Consider the following 19,519-nt stretch of genomic DNA (forward strand, 5'->3'; position numbering starts at 1 on the left):
CGGGCGGCCCGCCCACCGGATCGGCGGTCAGGACGCGGAGTCGAGCTCCGTGTAGAAGGCCCGCGCCTCGTCCCAGGTCGGCAGCAGGCCCTGCGCCTCGGCCTCGGCCAGCGTCGGTGCGTCGGTGTCCTTCGGCGAGAGGAGCAGCTCGCCGGCCTCCTCCGGGAAGCGCAGGCCGATCTGCTCGTCGAGCGGGTCGATCCCCTTCTCCCGCACCGGGTCGAAGGTGGCGTTCACGAGGTACGAGACCACGGCGCCCTCGGTCAGCGCCACGAAGGCGTGCGCGACCCCCTCGGCGATGTAGACGGAGCGGCGGTCGACGTCGTCGAGCAGGATCGACTCCCAGCGCCCGAAGGTCGGCGACCCGACGCGCACGTCGATCACGTAGTCGAAGACCGCACCGGAGAAGCACGAGACGTACTTGGCCTGCGACGGCGGGATCTGCGCGAAGTGGATGCCGCGGACGGTGCCGCGCCGCGAGACGGAGGTGTTGCCCTGCCGGAGCGAGAGCGGGTGCCCGACCTTCTCGGCCAGGCGGTCGAAGCGGTAGAACTCGTAGAAGACCCCGCGATCGTCGGGGAACTGGCGCGGAGTCACTTCGTAGACGTCGGGGATGTCGAGCTCTCGGATCTGCACGGTCGCCAGTGTAACGACGGCGTGTCACGGGCCCGCGACGCCTCTCTGCGCCACCCGGCGGCGTGCCGGAGCGCCGACCGTCGGCCGACGGACCGCTCGGGCATGATGAGGAGGTGACCTTCCTCATCACGGGCGCCTCCGGCATGCTCGGCACCGACCTGCGCGCGGCCCTCGGCTCCCGCCCCAGCACCGCCCTCGGCCGCTCCGACCTCGACGTGACCGACCTCGACGCCGTGCGCGCCGCCGTCGCGGGACACGACGCCGTGGTGAACTGCGCCGCGTACACCCGCGTCGACGACGCCGAGACCGACGAGGAGGAGGCGCACCGCGTCAACGCCGTCGGAGCGCGCAACCTCGCCCTCGCCACCGCCGAGACGGGAGCCGCACTCGTGCAGGTCTCCACCGACTACGTCTTCGACGGCTCCGCGACGACCCCCTACTCCGAGGACCACCCCCGGAACCCGATCTCGGCCTACGGCCGCACGAAGGCCGAGGGCGAGCGCCTGGTGCTCGAGGCCAACCCGGAGCGCGGGTACGTCGTCCGCACGGCCTGGCTCTACGGCGAGCACGGCGGCAACTTCGCGAAGACGATGGTGCGACTGGCGGGCGCGCACGAGACGCTGACCGTGGTCGACGACCAGCACGGCCAGCCCACCTGGACCGCCGACCTCGCCGCGCGCCTGATCGAGCTGGTCGACGCGGAGGCCCCTGCCGGCGTCTACCACGGCACCAGCTCCGGCGAGACGACCTGGCTCGGCTTCGCCCGTGCCGTCTTCGCCAAGGCGGGCCTGGATCCCGAGCGCCTGCGCCCGACCGACAGCGGCTCGTTCGTCCGCCCCGCTCCGCGTCCGGCCTACTCGGTCCTCGGACACGACGGCTGGAGCCGGGCGGGCCTGCCGCCGCTGCGCTCCTGGCAGGACGCGCTCGCCGCCGCACCCCTCGAGGCGGTGACCCCGTGACCACCACTCTCCGCGTCGTCGTCGACCAGATGCTCGCCCGCGTGCCCGGCGGCATCGGCCGCTACACCGAGGAGCTCACCCGCGAGCTGATCGCGACGGCTCCCCGCGACTGCGAGGTGGAGGCCGTCGTCTCCGCCCACCCGCCCGAGAAGGAGGAGGAGCTGCGCCTGCGCCTGCCCGGCCTCGCGCGCATCCACCGGCTGCCGCTCGGGCGCCGCGAGCTCTCGCGCGCCTGGCAGTACGGGATCGCCATCCCGGCCGGCGGCGGCATGATCCACGCCCCGAGCCTCTTCGCCCCGCTGCGCAGCCACGACGGGAGCGAGGGCGAGCAGATCGCCGTCACGATCCACGACACGGTGCCGTGGACGCATCCCGAGACCCTCACCCCGCACGGCGCGAAGTGGCACCGGGCGATGGCGAAGCGCGCCCGCAAGCACGCGGACGCCGTCGTCGTCCCCACCCACGCCGTCGCCCACCAGCTCTCCCAGCTGATGGACTTCGGCGATCGACTGCGCGTGATCGGCGGAGCCGTCGGCTCCGGCCTGGTCGTCCCGGAGGACGCCGACGAGCGCGCCACGGCGCTGGGCCTCCCCCCGGAGTACGTGCTGAGCGTCGGCACGCTGGAGCCGCGCAAGGGCCTGGTCTCGCTGATCGCGGCCTTCGGAGGAGCGTCCGCGCCGGCGATCCCGCTGCTCCTGGTCGGCCCGACCGGCTGGGGCGACCTGGACGTGGCCTCCGTCGCCGACGAGCAGGGCCTCGACGAGACGCGCGTGCGCGCCCTGGGAGTCCTCAGCGACGCCGACCTCGCCGTCGTCCTCTCCCGGGCCACCCTCTTCGTCTACCCGAGCATCGCCGAGGGCTTCGGCCTGCCCGTGCTCGAGGCGATGCACTTCGGAGTGCCGGTGGTGCACTCCGACGACCCCGCGCTGATGGAGGTCGCCGCGGACGCCGGCGTCGCCGTCGAGCGCGGCGACGCGAAGGACTACCCGGACCGCCTCGCCCTCGCCATGAGCAGCGTGCTCGCCGACACCGGTCTGCGCGAGCGGATGTCGGTGGCCGGCCGCGACCGCTCCCGCGCCTTCAGCTGGCGCGACTCCGCCGAGCGGGTCTGGGCGCTGCACGCCGACCTCTGAGGCGTGCGGCACCCGGCCGTCTACGGCGCGGAGTCGCCCGACAGTCCGGCACTCACCAGCGAGTGCACGACGTCGTAGTCCGGGTCCTCCGGGTCGACGGCCGGCGGGACCAGCTCGATCGGATCCACTGGCTGCGACTTCGTCTTGAGCCCCAGCTGCACGAAGTAGCCGAGCATCCCCTGCGGGACGTCCGTCTTGATGACCTGGGACCCGGCGGACGCGACGTCCTGGAACTTGGCGAGGACGTTGCCCGGCTCGAACTGGGCGAGCAGCGCCTCCTGCACCTGCCGCTGGCGCGCCATCCGGTCGTAGTCGCTCGTGGTGTAGCGCGAGCGGGCGTAGGCGAGGGCCTGCTCGCCGTTGAAGTGCCAGTGCCCGGGATCGATCCACTGGTTGACGCCCTGCATCACGCCGTCGGAGTCGGGCAGCCCGCCCAGGGGCAGCGGCTCGTCGGCCACGTAGTCGATGTCGATGCCGCCGAGCGCATCGATCAGCTGGGCGAAGCCCTCCATGTCGATCAGCGCGTAGTACTGGATCCTCAGGTCGAGGATGCCCTCGACCGCGTCGCGCATCGCCTCGATGCCGGGCTCGCTGCCGTGGTCGACGGCGTCAGGGTAGAGCTCCGGGTGCTTCAGCTCGACCTCGGTGTAGACCGAGTTGAGCTTGCAGACGTCGACGGCGCAGTTGTCGGTGTCGTAGCCGTCGGGGTAGAGCTCGTGCATCGGGCTGGTCTCGGGGAACGGGAAGTCGACGAACTCGCGCGAGACGCCGATGATCGAGGCCTTGCCGCTCGACGCGTCGATGCTGACCACCGAGATGCTGTCTGGGCGCAGACCGACGCGGTCCTCTCCCGCGTCGCCGCCGAGGAGCATCACGTTGTAGCGGCCGTCGATCGGCTGCTCGATCGCTCCGCCGCCGAAGATCGACGACAGCGTCCCCCGTGTCACGCCGAGCAGGTAGGTGCCGTAGGCGGTGGTGCCGACCGAGATCGCCATCAGCGCGATCGTCGCGAACGCGAGCACGCCGCGCATCCGCGGGCGCACCCGGACGACGCGGATCAGGCGGAGGGTGTCGAGCGTCAGCACGGCCCAGACCACCCCGTAGACGACGAGCGCGGCCTGGAGCGCGAGCATCGAGACGTCGAAGGTCGCGAGCGTGTAGAGGCCGGTCGGGAAGACGAAGTAGAGGAGCACCGCGACCAGGAGGGCGACCCAGAGCCCGAGGGTGAAGCCGAGCCCCAGGCGCCCGAGCCGGCGGTTGCCCGCGAGGACCTGAGCGGACCCGGGCACCAGCAGGTTGACGATCAGCAGCCACCACGCCCGCCGCGTCATGAAGGCGCGGGAGGCGACGTCCGGGTGCCGCAGCGGCAGGGCGACGGCCGTCACAGGCCCGCCACCAGGGCGTCGTTCTTCGCGGCGACCTGCACCTCGAGGTCGGCGGCGAAGGCGTCGAGCGCTGCGGAGAGGGCGTCGTCCGCGGTCGCGAGGATCTTCACCGCGAGCAGTCCGGCGTTCCGCGCTCCGCCGATGGAGACGGTGGCGACGGGGACGCCCGCGGGCATCTGCACGATCGAGAGGAGGGAGTCGAGCCCGTCGAGGCGGGCGAGCGGGACCGGCACTCCGACGACGGGGAGCGAGGTCACGGCGGCGAGCATGCCGGGGAGGTGGGCGGCTCCGCCCGCCCCGGCGATGACGACCTTCAGGCCGCGGCCGCGGGCCTCGCGGCCGTACGCGATCATCGCCTCCGGGGTGCGGTGCGCGGAGACGACCCGGACCTCGTGCGCCACGCCGAACTCGGCGAGGACGGTGGACGCCGCCTGCATGACGGACCAGTCCGAGTCCGACCCCATCACGACGCCGACGAGCGGCGCGGGCCCGTTCACGAGCGCGTCCGCGCTCACGAGAGGGCTCCGGCAGGGGTCGGGGAGGTCGGCAGGCTCGTCACGGCGACCATCGTACGGGTCAGTCCGTGAGAACGGCCGCCGCCGCGCGAGCCTCGTAGACCACGAGGTCGAGGTCGTCGCCGGTGGCGTTCACGTGCCCGACCTTGCGGCCCGGTCGCGGCTCCTTGCCGTAGTTGTGCACCTTCACACCCGGGTGATCGGCGAGCACCCGCGGATAGCGGTCGGTCAGCGACTCCCCCACCGGGCCGCCGAGCACGTTGACCATCACGGTCCACGGATCGCGGCAGCCCGTCGCGCCGAGCGGCAGGTCGAGGACCGCGCGCAGGTGCTGCTCGAACTGCGACGTGGTCGATCCGTCCATCGTCCAGTGGCCGCTGTTGTGCGGGCGCATGGCCAGCTCGTTGACCAGGATCCGGTCGTCCGTCGTCTCGAACAGCTCGACGGCCAGGACGCCGGTGACCCCGAGGCTGTCGGCGATCGTCTGCGCGATCTCGGCCGCGGCTGATGCGAGCCGGCCGGCGGACGCGGGGGCCGGAGCGATCACCTCGGCGCAGACGCCGTCGCGCTGCACCGACTCCACCACCGGCCAGAGGATGCTCTCGCCGGAGGGACGCCGGGCGACGAGCTGCGCGAGCTCGCGGCGGAAGCCCACCAGCTCCTCGACCAGGAGCGAGCCGCCCCGGCCGTCCTCGGCGAGGGCGGTGAACCAGTCGTCCGCCTCGTGGGCGCCGCGCACCACGCGAACGCCCTTGCCGTCGTAGCCGCCGCGCGCGGTCTTCACCACGCCGCTGCCGCCGTGTTCGGCCAGGAACGCCCCCAGCTCCTCGGCGGAGGAGACCTCGGCCCACTCGGGCACGGGCACGCCGAGCTCGGTCAGGCGGCGCCGCATCATCAGCTTGTCCTGGGCGAACAGCAGGGCGTCGGGGCCGGGGTGCACGGCGACGCCGCGGGCGACGAGCTCGCGGAGGATCGGCTGGGGAACGTGCTCGTGGTCGAACGTCACCACGTCCACGGTCTCGGCGAAGGCGAGCAGGGTCGCCTCGTCGCGGTAGTCGCCGACCCGTGTCGCGGCGAGCCCCGCCGGGGCGCCCTCGCTCTCGGCGAGCACGGCGATCTCGATGCCGAGCTCCACCGCCGCGGGGATCATCATCCGGGCGAGCTGGCCGCCCCCGATCACGCCGACGCGCATGGCGCTCCTCCGTCTCCGCCCGCTGGCGCGGGGCGGCTCCATGCTACCGAGGCCCCGACGCGCTCACGCGGGCGGCGGCCACTCCGGCTCGAGAACGGGAGCCGCGCCGATCGCCTCCCGCAGCAGGTCGGCCGTGAGCTCCGGATCCGGCAGGTCCCGCAGCACGAACACCTCGGCTCCCGCCTGCAGGATCCGGACGTCCCCGCACCGGGCGAGGCGCTGGCCGAGGGAGCGCTCGACCACGACCTCCATCCTCCGATCGAAGACCACCTCGGCCCGCCGGATCGACGCCACGCCCCGGCGCGCGCTGAGGCCGGAGGCGGTGACGCGGTAGCGCACGCTCGCCCAGCCCGCGATCCCGGGAGCGCAGAGGAGAAGCACCAGAAGTGCGGTGCCGAGCCCGATGATCCAGCGCTGCAGGGCGAGCTCGAACTGCGCGGCGAAGTAGAAGCCCGTCCAGGTGAGCAGGAGGAGACCGACGACCGGTGCGACCGCCCGGCGGGCGCGCGGGGTCAGCCGCGCCAGCTCGCGGTCGGCGGGGTCGGTCCTGGCCATCAGGAGCGCAGATGCGTGACGTCGCCGGCCGTGAACGAGCGCAGCGCGCCGCCCTGCTCGAGCAGGAGGGAGCCGTCCGGGGCGAGTGCGGCGGCGGTCCCCTCCTCCTGCGTGCCGTCGGGCAGCTCGAGCCGGACGCGCGTTCCGAGGGTGCCGCAGGAGGCGCGGACGGCGGCGGCCGCTCCGGAGGCCTGGGGGTCGCCCTGGGCGAGCAGCGGAGCCAGCAGACCCTGGAACCCGGTCAGGAACGCGGCGAGCACCTCGTCGGCGCTCGTCGTCCGCGCTCCGGCGAGGGCGAGCGAGGTGGCGGTCGGGACCGGCAGCTCCGCCTCCGTCAGCAGCAGGTTCACGCCGGTGCCGACGACGACCCGCCCGTCCGGCAGGCGCTCGGCGAGGACCCCCGCGACCTTCCGGCCGTCGATCAGGACGTCGTTGGGCCACTTGACGACGACGTCCCCGTCGACGAGGGGTGCGAGGGCCCGGGCGAGAGCGGCGCCGGCCACGAGCGGCAGCCAGCCGGAGGCCTCGGCGCCGAGGGCGGAGGCATCGACCAGAGTCGAGGCCGCGAGCGTGCGGCCCGCGGGCGCCTGCCAGACGCGCCCCAGCCGGCCGCGCCCGGCTCGCTGGTCGCCGGTGGCGACGACGGAGAGGTGCGGCCACGCGGCGGGGTCGGCGGCCGCCCGCTCGCGGAGCTCGTCGTTCGTCGACCCCGCCGACTCGAGCGCGAGGACGCGGGGGGAGACGGCGGAGGAGAGCGGGAGGAGCATGCCGCCACGGTAGCGGCGGCTCCCGCGAGGCCGCTCCGAGCGCCGCGCGCGACGGCCCGCCCTTGTCCGGATCCTCCCGTCGGGAGCGGCCCTCCCTGTGCGAGTGCGACAAGAGGAGGCGTCCGCCCCGCCGGTAGGGTGAGCGGGTGACCGCGAACACCGAACGTCCCGCGCCCGATCTGTACACGACCGCGGGGAAGATCGCGGACCTCAGGAACCGCTACCACGAGGCCGTCACGGCCAGTGGCGAGGCGGCGATCGAGAAGCAGCACGCCAAGGGCAAGATGACCGCACGGGAGCGGATCGACACCCTCCTCGACCCGGGCTCGTTCGTCGAGCTGGACGAGTTCGTGCGCCACCGCACCCACGCGTTCGGCATGGAGAAGAAGCGCCCCTACGGCGACGCCGTCGTCACCGGGACCGGCACCATCCACGGCCGCCAGGTCGCCGTGTACTCGCAGGACTTCACGATCTTCGGCGGCTCGCTCGGCGAGGTGGCCGGCGAGAAGATCATCAAGGTGATGGACCTCGCCCTGAAGACCGGCGTCCCGATCATCGGCATCCTCGACTCCGGCGGAGCACGGATCCAGGAGGGCGTGGTCGCCCTCGGCAAGTACGGCGAGATCTTCCGCCGCAACACCGCGGCGAGCGGCGTGATCCCCCAGATCTCGATCATCTGCGGCCCGGCCGCGGGAGGCGCGGTCTACTCCCCCGCCCTGACCGACTTCGTGATCATGGTCGACAAGACCAGCCAGATGTTCGTCACCGGGCCCGACGTGATCAAGACCGTCACCGGCGAGGACGTCGGCATGGAGGAGCTCGGCGGTGCGCTGACCCACAACAAGATCTCGGGCGTCTCGCACTACCTCGCGAGCGACGAGAACGACGCGCTCGACTACGCGCGGACGCTCCTCTCCTTCCTCCCGGACAACAACCTGTCGCCTGTCCCCGTCTTCGAGACCGAGGTCGACCTCGAGACGACCGACGCGGACCGCTTCCTCGACACGGTCATCCCGGACAGCCCGAACCAGCCGTACGATATGCGCGCCGTCATCGAGCACATCGTCGACGAGGGCGACTTCCTCGAGGTGCAGCCGCTGTTCGCGCCGAACATCGTGATCGGCTTCGGCCGCGTCGAGGGCCGCTCCGTCGGCATCATCGCGAACCAGCCGAGCGCCATGGCGGGCACGCTGAACATCGAGGCGGGCGAGAAGGCGTCCCGCTTCGTCCGCTTCTGCGACGCGTTCTCGCTGCCGATCCTGACCCTGGTCGACGTCCCGGGCTACCTGCCCGGCACCGACCAGGAGTGGACCGGCGTCATCCGCCGCGGCGCGAAGCTGCTCTACGCCTACGCCGAGGCGACCGTGCCGCTGGTCACGGTCATCCTGCGCAAGGCGTACGGCGGCGCGTACATCGTGATGGGGTCCAAGCAGCTGGGAGCCGACATCAACCTCGCGTGGCCGACCGCCGAGATCGCCGTCATGGGCGGCCAGGGCGCGGTGAACATCCTCTACCGCAACGAGATCCGCAAGGCGGAGGAGGCCGGCGAGGACGTCGCAGCTGTCCGGACGCGCCTGGCGAACGAGTACACCTACAACGTCGCGAGCCCGTTCCTCGCGGCCGAGCGCGGCGAGCTCGACGGCGTGATCGAGCCCTCGGCGACGCGTGTCTCCGTCATCAAGGCGCTGCGTGCGCTGCGCACCAAGCGCGCCAACCTGCCCGCGAAGAAGCACGGCAACATCCCGCTCTGACCCGGCTCGCTCGGACGCCGCGGCAGGAGACGGGAGACCGTCCGTGCCGCGGTGTTCCGCTGCGCCCACCTCCTCACGGGGCGGAGGGGCGGAACGATCAGTCGGAGGAGCCGGGGCCGGTCCGTCGGGCAGCGGACTCCGCGGGAGCATCGGGCCGCACGACGGGAGCGGCCGGCTCCGCGGCCGGAGCACCCGGCTCCCCTGTCGCGGAATCGGGCTCCGCTTCCCGGGCATCCGCCCTCGCAGCCGGAGCACCCGCCTTCACCGCAGGACCACCCGCCTTCACCCCAGGACCGTCCGGCTCGGCTGTCGGAGCACCCGCCTTCGCCGCAGGAGCGCCTGCCCTGGCGGCCGGAGCATCCGGCTTCGCCGCGGACGCCTCGGACGGCTTCTCCTCCGGCTTCGCCCCGACCACCCGCGCGAACGCCAGCGCCTGCGCGGCGGAGAGGTCGGGCAGATAGGCGCGACCCAGCGCGGCTCCGATCCGGGGCAGCTGCAGCGCGTCGGGGTAGGTCATCCAGAGGCCCGCGTAGCGCGGGTGGAACTTGGCCTTGAAGCGGAACAGCGACGTGAAGCCGTAGGCCGGCTCGAGCGTCCGCGAGAGGAACTCGAGCAGGCGCGAGAGGACCGTCGGCTCCGGAGGCTCCTCCCCCTCCTCGACCGGTGCGGTGGCGAGCGGTGCGCCCGAGAGCGAGAGGAACTCGGCGCCCTCCTCCTTGACGCGCAGCGCCGCGGAGGCGATGAGGAACTCCATGATGCCGGGCATCGAGTCGTCGGAGCGGCGCATGAAGTCGAGGGTCCAGCCGACCACGCGCCCCTCCCGGTGCACGGGCAGCCAGCTCGTCACCCCCTGCAGCACGCCGTCCGGTCCGACCGCGAGCAGGAGGGCGACGTCGGGATCGCGGACCTCGTCGATCCCACCGAGGGTGAAGCCCATCTCGGGCAGCGCCTTCTCGGCGACCCAGCGCTCCGACAGGTCGACGATCTGGTTGGCCATGCCGAGGGAGAGCTCGGGCCAGCTGGTCCACTGCGCCTCGATGCCCAGCTTGATGCCGCGCGTGAGCGGGTAGCGCACCTTCTGCCACCGCTTGCCGGTGAGCTCGAAGGAGGAGAGCTCGATGATCGTCTCCTCGCCGACCGAGAGGCGCGACCAGCCGAGCCGGTCGAAGACGGGGAGCAGCTCGTCGTGGATGCTGTAGAAGACGGGCGTCCAGCTGCGCTCGTCGCAGAAACGCACGAACTCGGCCACGACGTCCTCCCGCCGCTCGGGAGCGCAGGCCGGGTCGGAGAGGGTGATCGCCACGCCGCCGATCACCCGGTAGGCGACTCCGCCGGTCCCGTCGGCCGAGATCCAGTGCGCGTTGCCCTCCCAGGTCCCCTGATGGCCGAGGCTGCCGGCGCCGTGCAGGGACAGGAGCGCGCGGTACCGCGCCTCGTCGCCGCGGTTCCGCTGCACGTCGGTGGCCCGGAGCAGGGCGACCACCGCGACGACGACCACGAGCCAGAACACCGGGCCGACCCACTCGAAGACGATCCGCGCGACGGGCTCCCGCGGCACGGCGAGCAGTCCGGCGCCGCCGAGGAAGCTCACCGGGACGAAGCGCAGCAGCCCGTCCAGGAGGAGTCTCCCGAGGCCCAGGAGCGGCTCGAAGCTCGTGCGCACGCCGGCCGAGAGCGCCAGGTAGCCGCCGAGGGACACGACGAAGGCGATGGCGACGACCCGCGTCCAGAGCCTCGCAGCGGCACGGGGCGCGCGGATGCGGAAGTGCCTCCTCCCGATCACGAGCATCGCCACGACGGCCAGCGGCACCAGCACCGTCGTCGCCACCCAGAGCAGGTACTCGGCGTAGTACAGGAACTCGGGGTGACGGGCGGCGCGCTGGAGGGAGAAGACCTCCAGGATCGCGATCGCGATGTTCACCCCGACCGCCAGCAGCAGGCCCAGGCGGCGCCCGGAGCGCAGGCCGTAGGCGGCGACGAGCAGGAGGAGGAGCGGGACGAACGTCAGCAGGATCGGCCCGGGGGCGACCAGGCTCAGCTTCACGTGGTGCGCGCAGTGCCGGAGGGCGCGGCTGCACGGGTCCTCGAGGTCCGTCGTCCCCGTGAAGGCACTCTGCAGCAGTCGGCCGAGGAACGAGAACGGACCGTAGCCCGAGTCCGAGAGGACGGCGACGAGCGGACCGATGGCGGTGACGACGACGACCGCCGCCAGCAGCCCCCGGGACTCGCGGTGCGAGCTCGGGGCCGGACGCTGCGGACGCAGTCCCGACGCTCCCCGCGCGAGCACCGCGCCGAGCACGAGCCCCGAGCCGCCCGCGAGGAGCCGGTACGCGTCGGCGGAGTCGCCCGCGTAGAGCACGAACATCAGCACGACGGCGAAGACGGTCACCCGGAGCCGGCGACGCCACAGAGCGCCCATGAAGGCGGTCGAGGCGATGAGGGCGCCGACCGCGCCGATCAGCGGGTCGAAGGTGTGGTCGCCGACGGTGTCGCCCGCCCACCACTCGCCGGCGAGAGCGCCGATCGACTGCACGGAGGACCCGACGACGATCCCGACGGCGCCGGTCACGAGGAAGGCGAGGAGGGTGCGGGCCGAGCCGAGGCGGCGCTCCGCGGCGAGGAGCATCGGGAGCACCAGCACGACGTCCAGGAGCAGCTGCAGCGGGTCCGCCGCGATCAGGAGGGCGGTCACCCCTGTCCACGGACGGCCGTCGAGGGTCGTCATCGGGCCCGCCGCCCACCAGGACGTCGTCTCGGCTCCTGCGGGGGCGACGAGCGTCCCCGTGATCGCGCTCGCGGCCAGGAGGACCAGGACGACCGAGACGGCCGCGGGCGACCTCCGGACCAGCAGACGCAGGGGGCGCAGCGCCGCGGCACCGCTCCTCGGGAACCACGTCGGCATGCGGGGACGCTCCTGTTCGCAACGGACGGACGACGCTCCGGCGGCATCCGGCGTCAGCATAGCCATGCCCCGCCGACCGGCGCCGTGAACAGCATGCGATAGCGTCACGGGATGACCGCCTCCGACTCCGCACCCGCCGTCGTCATCTCCACCCCCGGCCTCGACGCCGCCGAGATCGCCGCCGTCACGGCCGTCGTCACCGCACTGACCTCGCGCACCGAGGCCGAGCCGGAGACCCCGCTGGAGCTCAGCGGGGGCTGGAACGACCGCGCCGCGGCGGTCCGCAGGCCGCTCCGGCCGGCACCCGGAGCGTGGCGCTCCTTCTCCGGCTGAGCGGTCTCGCAGACGCAGCCCGTCGGGGAACGAGCGATCCGCGACGCGGAACGTGAAATTTGTCCCCCGATTAGTCCCCTAAAGTGCTGACTATGCGCCTCCTGGCGGAGCGAGCACACTAGTGGACGTACGGTGCTCCTCCTTCGGAAGGGGCACCGCCAATCACTCGCCGACCAGGGTAAGCAGGCGGGTGTGTTGGGGGCGAGTGAGGGTAATATTCGGGTTGTTACCCTCACTCGGGGTTTGACGGCGGGCCGGGCCCCCTCTTCGGAGGAGTGGACGGCCCGCCGCACTCCGTTAACGGGCTCTTCTCATCACGCGCTGTGCGCTCGACGGGCCCTGCTCATGACGGCTCTGCTCACCCTCGTGCCGCGCCGTCGATCGGTCCGCGCCGAGAGACCGGGCGAGCCGGGACCTGAGCCGTGCTGAGAGCCGGAGCGTACCGCCCGCGGCACCGATCCGAGATACGCACGCCCTCCGGGGCGGGTCGCCGCCGGTCGCTGCGCATGCGGACGGCCGCGCCGTCCCGCGCGCTCTCCGCCGCTCAGACGTCCCGTCCGCCGACGCCGTCGCGCCGGATCTCGACCCAGGCGTCGACCTCGTCCCCCGCGTCGTCGGAGCCGAGGGCGCCCGCGCTGCCGTCGCCGGCCGTCCGCAGGCCCACCACGGTGACCGCCGAGGCCGAGTCGGCCGACGCGGTGCGCACCACCACGCGGTCGACCTCCTCGCGGATCCCGCTCAGAGCCTGGGCGAGCTCCCCCAGCACCCGTCGGCTCTCGCCCTCGGAGGTGCGGTCGAGGCCGCCGTCGTCGAGCACCGAGACGGTCACCCCCCGCCGCCGCGCGTCGAGCACGAGACGCCGCACCTCGTCGTCCAGCAGCCGCCGGCCGCGGATCTCGTCGCGCACGGCCGCCTCGAGCAGCCGGCACTCGCGCCGCTCCTCGTCGGTGAGGCCCGGTCCCGGCTCGGCGATGCGCAGCAGCATGTCGGCGGCGAGGGCACGGGTCTGCTCCAGCCGGACCTCGCGCTCCGTGAGGTGCGCCTCCTCCGCGGCCCGCCACGACGCGGCCGCGCGCTCGGCCGCCTCGAGCACGCGCGCCTCGGAGCCCGCGCGCCCGAGCTCGACGATGAGCAGCTGCGCGATCGCGACCCAGGCGATCCCCCCGACGACGCCGAGAGTGGCCAGCGCGGCCGGGCCGGCCCAGAACACGGTGTGCACGATCAGGAAGCCGACGCCGACCCAGGCGCAGGCCGCGCGCCGGCGGGCGCACACGATCGTCATGAGGGTGCCGACCGCGGCGATGTACCAGGTGGAGTAGCCGTTGGAGGCGCCCGGATCGAGCGACGGCGCGACCAGCAGCGGCAGAGCGACGGCGACCGCGGTCATCCCGACCGCGACGGGCAGGGCGAGCCGGGTCGTCGCTCCCGGCCAGAGGGCGACGACGGTCGCCGCGACGTACAGCGCGACCGCGACGAGGTCGGCCGGCGTGGCCGGGGAGATGCGGAAGGAGAAGAAGGCGAGCACCACGTGGTACAGCGAGAAGCCGGCGCCGAGCGCCTGGAGCAGGGGGCGCGGGTAGGCGATCACGGCCCTCCTCCCGCGTCCGCCCGCCAGGAGAGGACGACACGGGTGCCCTCGCCCGGAGTCGAGTCGACCCGCGCCGATCCCCGCGCGTTGTGCACCCGCTCGAGGATGGAGAGCCGGATGCCCAGCCGCTCGCGCGGGACGTCGGCGAGCCGGAAGCCGCGGCCGTCGTCCTCCACCACGACCTCCACCGCGCCGTCGCCCAGCAGCCCGTGCACGGCGCGGTGGACGCTGCCGCTCGGACCCGCGTGCTGAACGCTGTTGGCGAGCGCCTGCCAGACCGCGCCGAGCAGCGCCTCGGCCACCGGGCGCGGCAGCGTCGTCGCGCGCGGATCCACTCCGTCGGCCGTCGCGACTGAGATCTCGGTCCCGAAGGTGGACGCCGCGTGGGCGAGCTGGCGCTGCAGGAGCTCGAGCGGGACCAGCCCCTCGGGCGGCTCCGGCTCGTGGTCGGGCAGCAGCACGGCGAGGGTGCGCTGCGCCATCGAGGAGACCAGCGCACGCTCGGCCGGCGACTCGGCGGAGGCGGCGGAGAGCAGCGTCGCAAGCACGTTGTCGTGCACCAGGGCGTCGACCTCGACCCGCTCCACCTCGCCGGCGTGCTGGCGCATCGCCGCCTCGTACTGCTCCATGGCCGTCGTCTGCGCGCGATCGATCTGGTCGGCCGACTGCCGGAGCACGGTGATCAGCACCAGCATCACGAAGCCGACGATGCCCACGTAGGCGGCGTCGAGGATCGCGCGGGTCGGCTCCGCCCCGCCGCCGGAGGGGAGGACGCGCAGCAGCCCGAACAGCACGGTCGTCACCGACACGTACGCGATCGCGATCCGGAGGGGAGCCGCGATCGTGCAGAAGGCGGTGCCGATGGTCAGCAGGTACCAGATCCACGGGGTCTCGCGGTCCGCGCCCCCGGTGGAGACGGCGGCCGGCCAGGTCAGGAGGGCGATGAGGACACCGACGGCGACCAGGACCGCCGTGATCCGCGTGCCCCGCCGCAGCACGGCGGTGACCACGGCGGCGGTGAGCGATCCGAAGACCAGCACCAGCACCGGCCAGGCCACCTCGGGGCGCAGGAGGGGCAGCTGCGCGAGGATCGGCGGGACGGTCTGCACGCCGAAGCCGAAGCCGAAGAACGACACGACCGTGCTGATGATCCGGTCGATGCGCTCGCGCCCGGCGTTGCGGCGGGCGATCGGCGCCTCAGCGCCCGCCATCGCCGTCGTCCGGGTCGATGCCCGGCAGGATGCCGTCCTCCACCGCGCGCCGCAGCAGATCGACCTTCGTCGGGGCGGGACGGCCGATCTCGACGTACTTGTCGCGGATCCGGTCGAGGTACTCCTTCGCCGTCGACACCGAGATCTGCAGCCGCTCGGCCACCAGCTTCAGCGGCAGCCCCGAGGCGTAGAGGTGCAGGACGTCGCGCTCGCGACGACCGAGCACGGCCCGCGCGAAGTCGTCGTCGGCGTCGATGGCCGAGGCCCACTCCAGATTGTTGAGGACCTCGCCGCGGGCGACGGTGCGGATGGCGGCGACGACCGTCGACATGGGCGAGGACTTCGGGATGACGCCGGCCGCTCCCGCGGCGAGCGCCTCCCGCACGGCCACGACGCGGTCGGCGATGCTGTGGACGAGGACGGCGGAGCCGCGCACCTGCCCCCACTTGACGTTGCTGGTGATGCTCGAGCCGTCGTTCAGGGACAGGTCGAGGACGAGCACCTCGATCTCGGCGCCGCCGATCGTGCTCTCGAGGGCCTGGACGGTCTCGGCGGCGGCGACCACCTGCATCCCCGCGCTCTCGACGGCGGCGGCCACGCCCAGGCGCACCGACTCGTGGTCGTCCACGATCGCCACGCGCACGCGCGGGGCCTCGGCTGCGTCGACGTGGGGCTCCATCCCGCCCATGGTACGCAGGCGCGGGCCCGCGGTCAGTCCTCTCGGCGGACCAGTCGCGCAACGGCCTCCACGTGGGAGGTGTGCGGGAAGAGGTCGAAGCCCTCGAGGCGCTCCAGCTCGTAGCCGGCCCCGGTCAGGGCGCCCACGTCGCGGGCGAGCGCGACCGGGTCGCAGGCGACGTAGACGAGCTGCGCCGGCCGCAGCTCCGCCAGAGCGTCGGTGACCGCTCGGCCGGCGCCCGAGCGCGGCGGGTCGAGGACCACGGTCGCCGCGCGCCACCGCGCCCGCTCGCGCGCATCGGCCTGGGCGACGACGTCGCGGAGGTAGCGGTCGACGCGGGCGGTCACCGCGCGGGCGCCGACCTGGTCGGCCAGGTTCTCGAGCGCGTGCTCGGTGGCGCGGGAGTCGCTCTCGACGCTGGTCACGCGCACTCCGGCGCCGAGGCGGTCGGCCAGCGCCGCGGCGAGCAGGCCCACCCCGCCGTAGAGGTCGTGGTTGGCGGCCGACGGGTCCGCCGCATCCGCGTCGACGGCGGCCTGCACGGCCTCGAAGAGCGCGGCGGCGGCTCCGCGGTGCACCTGCCAGAAGCCGGTGCGGTCGACCCGGAAGGTGCGGTCGGCGACGAACTCGCTCACCACCGTGCGGTCGCGGCGGGCGCGCTTGTCGGAGGGGTCGTGCACGAGCACCGCGGCCCCCTCGGACCCGGCCGCGTCGACGAGGTCGACCACCGAGCCGGGAGCGAGGCGCTCGCCGAGCGGTGCGGCCAGGGAGGAGTCGGCGGTCGCGAGGGGCAGCGACTCCACGGTGACGACGTGGTGGCTGCGTGCCGCGTAGGGGCCGACCCGTCCGTCGTCGTCGACGTGGAGGCGGTTCCGCGTGCGCCAGCCGAGGCCGCCGGACGCGTCGTCCCCGCCGATCGGCGAGACCTCCACCTCGACCTCGCGACGGGCGAAGCGGGAGAAGGAGTCGACGAGCACGAGGCGCTTCAGCTCGCGCTGGTAGGCCAGGTCGGCGTGGCCGAGCTCGGCGCCGCCGACGCGCTCCCCCGGGCGGCGGTCGAGGGCGGCCTCGGGCCAGACGTGCTCCACCCGGTGCTCGGACGCCTCGAGCACCTCGAGCGCCTCGGCACGCCAGAAGCTGTCGTGCCGGACCTCGCTGATCCGCGCCCGCACGCGCTCGCCGGGGAGGACGTCCGGGACGAAGACGACGCGGCCCTCGTGCCGGGCGACGAACACGCCGCCGTGGGCGACGTTGCTAATGTCGAGCTCGATCTCGGTCCCGAGTGCGTCGTCGGCCCCGTCGGGGCGGGCGGATGCTCGGGACGGGGTCTGTGCCATCCGTCGAGCATCCCACAGCGTGGGCCCGGCCGCAGGGAGCCCTCGTGCGCCTCTACCTCGCCTCCACCTCCCCCGCGCGCCTCGCGCTGCTGCGGGCCTCCGGGATCGAGCCCGTCGTCGTCCCCTCCGAGGTGGACGAGCCCGCGGCCGTCGCCCGGGCCGAGCAGGAGCGGGGCGCGGCGCTGGACGCGGACGCCACCGTCTCGCTGCTCGCCCGCGCCAAGGCGCACGCCGTCCTGCGCCCGGACATCGACGGTCTGGTGCTCGGCGGCGACTCCGCGTTCGTCCTCGACGGCGTCGTCCACGGCAAGCCGCACGAGCCCGAGCGGGCCCGGGAGCGCTGGCGCGCCCAGCGCGGACGCACCGGCCGCCTCCACTCCGGCCACTGGCTCGTCGACCACCGCGGCGGGAGGATCGTCGCCGAGGCCGGAGCGGTCACCTCCGCCGCCGTCACGTTCGCCGACGACATCGACGACGCCGAGATCGACGCCTACGTCGCCACCGGCGAGCCCCTCGAGGTGGCCGGCGCCTTCACCATCGACGGCCGCGGCGCCGGCTTCATCACCGCGATCGAGGGCGACCCCTCGACGGTGATCGGGATGTCGGTGCCGACCCTCCGCACTCTGGTGCGGAGCCTCGGCGTCGACTGGACCGCGCTCTGGAACCGCTGAGGCCCGTCCCGCCCTTGTGAGGAACCGACGAAGGCCCTCCGCTTCTTTGTGGTGAGCCGCGCCGGGCCGGGCGGAGCCGCCCCCTAGGGTTGGGGACCATGCCGAAGATTACGAAGGTGCTCGTCGCCAACCGGGGCGAGATCGCCGTCCGAGTCATCCGCGCCGCCCGCGACAGCGGGATCGCCTCCGTGGCCGTCTACGCCGACCAGGACCGCGACGCCGTGCACAGCCGCCTCGCCGACGAGGCCTACGCCCTCGGCGGGACGACCAGCGCCGAGACCTACCTCGTCATCGACAAGCTGCTCTCGGTGGCGCGCCGCTCCGGTGCCGACGCCGTGCACCCCGGCTACGGCTTCCTCGCCGAGAACGCCGACTTCGCCCGCGCCGTCATCGACGCCGGCCTGATCTGGATCGGCCCCGGCCCCGAGGCCATCGAGCGCCTCGGCGACAAGGTCTCGGCCCGCCACGTCGCCGAGAAGGTCGGCGCGCCGCTCGCCCCGGGAACCCTCAACCCCGTCTCCGGCGCCGCCGAGGTGCTCGAGTTCGTGGACCAGTACGGCCTCCCCGTCGCGATCAAGGCGGCCTTCGGCGGCGGCGGTCGCGGCCTCAAGGTCGCCCGCGAGCGCGACGAGGTCGAGGAGCTGTTCGCCTCCGCCACGCGCGAGGCCGTCGCCGCCTTCGGCCGCGGCGAGTGCTTCGTCGAGAAGTACCTCGACCAGCCGCGCCACGTCGAGACCCAGTGCCTGGCCGACGCGCACGGCAACGTCGTCGTGGTCTCCACCCGCGACTGCTCCCTCCAGCGCCGCCACCAGAAGCTCGTCGAGGAGGCGCCCGCGCCGTTCCTGACGGACACGCAGAACACCGAGCTCTACCGCGCCTCGAAGGCGATCCTGCAGGAGGTCGGCTACCTCGGCGCCGGGACCTGCGAGTTCCTGATCGGCAAGGACGGCACGGTGTCCTTCCTCGAGGTGAACACCCGCCTCCAGGTCGAGCACCCCGTGTCGGAGGAGATCACCGGCATCGACCTCGTGCGCGAGCAGTTCCGCCTCGCCGAGGGCGGCGTGCTCGACTACGACGACCCGGCGCCCCGCGGCCACTCCTTCGAGTTCCGCATCAACGGCGAGGACGCGGGCCGCGGCTTCCTCCCCGCTCCGGGCCCGGTGCACGTCTTCAAGGCCCCCGGCGGACCCGGCGTCCGCGTCGACTCCGGCGTCGTCGCCGGCGACGTGATCTCCGGCTCCTTCGACTCGCTCCTCGCGAAGCTGATCGTCACCGGCGACAGCCGCGAGCAGGCGCTGGAGCGCTCGCGCCGCGCCCTCGCCGAGTTCGAGGTCACCGGACTGCCGACCGTCCTCCCCTTCCACCGCGCGATCGTCGAGGACCCGGCCTTCGCCCCCGAGGGCGGCGCGCCCTTCACGATCTACACCCGCTGGATCGAGACCGAGTTCGAGAACACGATCCCGGCCTGGAGCGGCGAGCCCGGAGCGACCGACGAGCCGGCGGCCCGCCGGAACGTGGTCGTCGAGGTCGACGGGCGCCGCGTCGAGGTCACGCTCCCCGGCGACCTGGTCGGCTCGGGACCCGCCCGCGGGGCCGCTGCCGCCTCCCCGAAGCGCCGCGGCTCCTCCTCCGTCAGCACCGTCACGGGCGACTCCGTCGCCTCGCCCATGCAGGCCACCATCGTCAAGGTCGCCGTCGCCGAGGGCGACACGGTCGTCACCGGCGACCTGGTCGTCGTCCTCGAGGCGATGAAGATGGAGCAGCCGCTCACCGCCCACAAGGACGGCGTCGTGAAGGGCCTCGACGCGACGGCCGGAGCGACCGTCCCCGCGGGACACGTGCTCCTCCAGATCGTCTGAGCCCGTTCCGGGCCGCTCCCCGCGCGGCCCGGCGCGGTCGGCTCCT

General features: G+C 73.6%; 17 protein-coding genes. 6 read left to right on the forward strand and 11 right to left on the reverse strand.

The window, feature by feature from the left end; translation table 11 throughout:
* Nucleotides 1–27: 27 nt before the first annotated feature.
* Nucleotides 28–636 (reverse strand): dTDP-4-dehydrorhamnose 3,5-epimerase family protein, encoded by a 609-nt coding sequence (locus tag C5C57_RS01515; RefSeq protein WP_104297203.1) that lies wholly within the window; start codon nucleotides 634–636, stop codon nucleotides 28–30.
* A gap of 113 nt (nucleotides 637–749) precedes the next feature.
* On the opposite strand from C5C57_RS01515, the gene rfbD reads away from it, so the two are divergent.
* Both rfbD and C5C57_RS01525 read left to right on the forward strand, forming a co-directional pair.
* Nucleotides 750–1,595, forward strand: coding sequence for a dTDP-4-dehydrorhamnose reductase (gene rfbD, locus C5C57_RS01520; RefSeq protein WP_104283345.1), 846 nt, complete (start codon nucleotides 750–752; stop codon nucleotides 1,593–1,595).
* Nucleotides 1,592–2,728, forward strand: coding sequence for a glycosyltransferase family 1 protein (locus C5C57_RS01525; RefSeq protein WP_244229467.1), 1,137 nt, complete (start codon nucleotides 1,592–1,594; stop codon nucleotides 2,726–2,728). The genes rfbD and C5C57_RS01525 overlap by 4 nt, the downstream gene beginning before the upstream one ends.
* 20 nt (nucleotides 2,729–2,748) lie before the next feature.
* On the opposite strand, the gene C5C57_RS01530 is transcribed toward C5C57_RS01525, so the two are convergent.
* The 5 genes from C5C57_RS01530 to C5C57_RS01550 all read right to left on the reverse strand — a co-directional run bounded on the left by C5C57_RS01530 (nucleotide 2,749) and on the right by C5C57_RS01550 (nucleotide 7,142).
* Nucleotides 2,749–4,113, reverse strand: coding sequence for an LCP family protein (locus C5C57_RS01530; protein WP_258072721.1), 1,365 nt, complete (start codon nucleotides 4,111–4,113; stop codon nucleotides 2,749–2,751).
* Nucleotides 4,110–4,577, reverse strand: a complete 468-nt coding sequence (gene purE / locus C5C57_RS01535) for a 5-(carboxyamino)imidazole ribonucleotide mutase (RefSeq protein WP_104225651.1) — start codon at nucleotides 4,575–4,577, stop codon at nucleotides 4,110–4,112. Before purE ends, C5C57_RS01530 begins: the two co-directional genes overlap by 4 nt.
* A 112-nt stretch (nucleotides 4,578–4,689) precedes the next feature.
* Nucleotides 4,690–5,820: a 5-(carboxyamino)imidazole ribonucleotide synthase gene (locus C5C57_RS01540; protein ID WP_104297204.1), complete on the reverse strand. Its 1,131-nt coding sequence runs from the start codon at nucleotides 5,818–5,820 to the stop codon at nucleotides 4,690–4,692.
* A gap of 63 nt (nucleotides 5,821–5,883) precedes the next feature.
* Nucleotides 5,884–6,375, reverse strand: coding sequence for a PH domain-containing protein (locus C5C57_RS01545; protein WP_104223162.1), 492 nt, complete (start codon nucleotides 6,373–6,375; stop codon nucleotides 5,884–5,886).
* Complete coding sequence (locus tag C5C57_RS01550; protein ID WP_104297205.1) at nucleotides 6,375–7,142, reverse strand: biotin--[acetyl-CoA-carboxylase] ligase; 768 nt, start codon at nucleotides 7,140–7,142, stop codon at nucleotides 6,375–6,377. The genes C5C57_RS01545 and C5C57_RS01550 overlap by 1 nt, the downstream gene beginning before the upstream one ends.
* Before the next feature lie 146 nt (nucleotides 7,143–7,288).
* Between C5C57_RS01550 and C5C57_RS01555 the strand changes: the two genes are divergently transcribed.
* Nucleotides 7,289–8,893, forward strand: a complete 1,605-nt coding sequence (locus C5C57_RS01555) for an acyl-CoA carboxylase subunit beta (protein WP_104223164.1) — start codon at nucleotides 7,289–7,291, stop codon at nucleotides 8,891–8,893.
* Between the two features lie 97 nt (nucleotides 8,894–8,990).
* On the opposite strand, the gene C5C57_RS01560 is transcribed toward C5C57_RS01555, so the two are convergent.
* A complete protein-coding gene (locus C5C57_RS01560) occupies nucleotides 8,991–11,795 on the reverse strand; it encodes a bifunctional lysylphosphatidylglycerol flippase/synthetase MprF (RefSeq protein WP_181027093.1) in 2,805 nt (934 codons plus the stop codon).
* A 111-nt stretch (nucleotides 11,796–11,906) separates the two neighbouring features.
* Here C5C57_RS01560 and C5C57_RS01565 point away from each other — a divergent pair, with 111 nt between their 5' ends.
* A complete protein-coding gene (locus tag C5C57_RS01565; RefSeq protein ID WP_104246683.1) occupies nucleotides 11,907–12,128 on the forward strand; it encodes an acyl-CoA carboxylase subunit epsilon in 222 nt (73 codons plus the stop codon).
* Between the two features lie 544 nt (nucleotides 12,129–12,672).
* Here the strand turns inward: C5C57_RS01565 and C5C57_RS01570 are convergent.
* From C5C57_RS01570 to C5C57_RS01585, 4 genes are read right to left on the reverse strand one after another with little or no spacing between them, the layout of a single operon-like run.
* Entirely contained in the window at nucleotides 12,673–13,716 is a 1,044-nt protein-coding gene (locus tag C5C57_RS01570) for a hypothetical protein (RefSeq protein ID WP_104225461.1), read from the reverse strand.
* Nucleotides 13,713–14,927, reverse strand: coding sequence for a sensor histidine kinase (locus tag C5C57_RS01575; protein WP_104297206.1), 1,215 nt, complete (start codon nucleotides 14,925–14,927; stop codon nucleotides 13,713–13,715). Before C5C57_RS01575 ends, C5C57_RS01570 begins: the two co-directional genes overlap by 4 nt.
* A complete protein-coding gene (locus C5C57_RS01580) occupies nucleotides 14,914–15,615 on the reverse strand; it encodes a response regulator transcription factor (RefSeq protein WP_104223169.1) in 702 nt (233 codons plus the stop codon). The genes C5C57_RS01575 and C5C57_RS01580 overlap by 14 nt, the downstream gene beginning before the upstream one ends.
* Before the next feature lie 23 nt (nucleotides 15,616–15,638).
* Entirely contained in the window at nucleotides 15,639–16,943 is a 1,305-nt protein-coding gene (locus C5C57_RS01585; protein ID WP_146080877.1) for a class I SAM-dependent RNA methyltransferase, read from the reverse strand.
* A 44-nt stretch (nucleotides 16,944–16,987) separates the two neighbouring features.
* Here C5C57_RS01585 and C5C57_RS01590 point away from each other — a divergent pair, with 44 nt between their 5' ends.
* A complete protein-coding gene (locus C5C57_RS01590; RefSeq protein WP_181027094.1) occupies nucleotides 16,988–17,614 on the forward strand; it encodes a nucleoside triphosphate pyrophosphatase in 627 nt (208 codons plus the stop codon).
* Nucleotides 17,615–17,712: 98 nt separating this feature from the next.
* Nucleotides 17,713–19,473 (forward strand): biotin carboxylase N-terminal domain-containing protein, encoded by a 1,761-nt coding sequence (locus tag C5C57_RS01595; protein ID WP_104246684.1) that lies wholly within the window; start codon nucleotides 17,713–17,715, stop codon nucleotides 19,471–19,473.
* Nucleotides 19,474–19,519: the final 46 nt, after the last annotated feature.

The sequence above is a fragment of the Rathayibacter sp. AY1C5 genome (assembly GCF_002931705.1).
In the GTDB taxonomy this organism is placed as follows: Bacteria; Actinomycetota; Actinomycetes; order Actinomycetales; family Microbacteriaceae; genus Rathayibacter.

What these genes read in the sequence shown, in the direction of transcription:
- purE (WP_104225651.1), bottom strand. Translation starts at nt 4,577, where the DNA reads ATGGGGTCGGACTCGGACTGGTCCGTCATGCAGGCGGCGTCCACCGTC.
- C5C57_RS01540 (WP_104297204.1), bottom strand. Translation starts at nt 5,820, where the DNA reads ATGCGCGTCGGCGTGATCGGGGGCGGCCAGCTCGCCCGGATGATGATC.
- C5C57_RS01545 (WP_104223162.1), bottom strand. Translation starts at nt 6,375, where the DNA reads ATGGCCAGGACCGACCCCGCCGACCGCGAGCTGGCGCGGCTGACCCCG.
- C5C57_RS01550 (WP_104297205.1), bottom strand. Translation starts at nt 7,142, where the DNA reads ATGCTCCTCCCGCTCTCCTCCGCCGTCTCCCCCCGCGTCCTCGCGCTC.
- C5C57_RS01560 (WP_181027093.1), bottom strand. Translation starts at nt 11,795, where the DNA reads ATGCCGACGTGGTTCCCGAGGAGCGGTGCCGCGGCGCTGCGCCCCCTG.
- C5C57_RS01565 (WP_104246683.1), top strand. Translation starts at nt 11,907, where the DNA reads ATGACCGCCTCCGACTCCGCACCCGCCGTCGTCATCTCCACCCCCGGC.
- C5C57_RS01575 (WP_104297206.1), bottom strand. Translation starts at nt 14,927, where the DNA reads ATGGCGGGCGCTGAGGCGCCGATCGCCCGCCGCAACGCCGGGCGCGAG.
- C5C57_RS01580 (WP_104223169.1), bottom strand. Translation starts at nt 15,615, where the DNA reads ATGGGCGGGATGGAGCCCCACGTCGACGCAGCCGAGGCCCCGCGCGTG.
- C5C57_RS01585 (WP_146080877.1), bottom strand. Translation starts at nt 16,943, where the DNA reads ATGGCACAGACCCCGTCCCGAGCATCCGCCCGCCCCGACGGGGCCGAC.
- C5C57_RS01595 (WP_104246684.1), top strand. Translation starts at nt 17,713, where the DNA reads ATGCCGAAGATTACGAAGGTGCTCGTCGCCAACCGGGGCGAGATCGCC.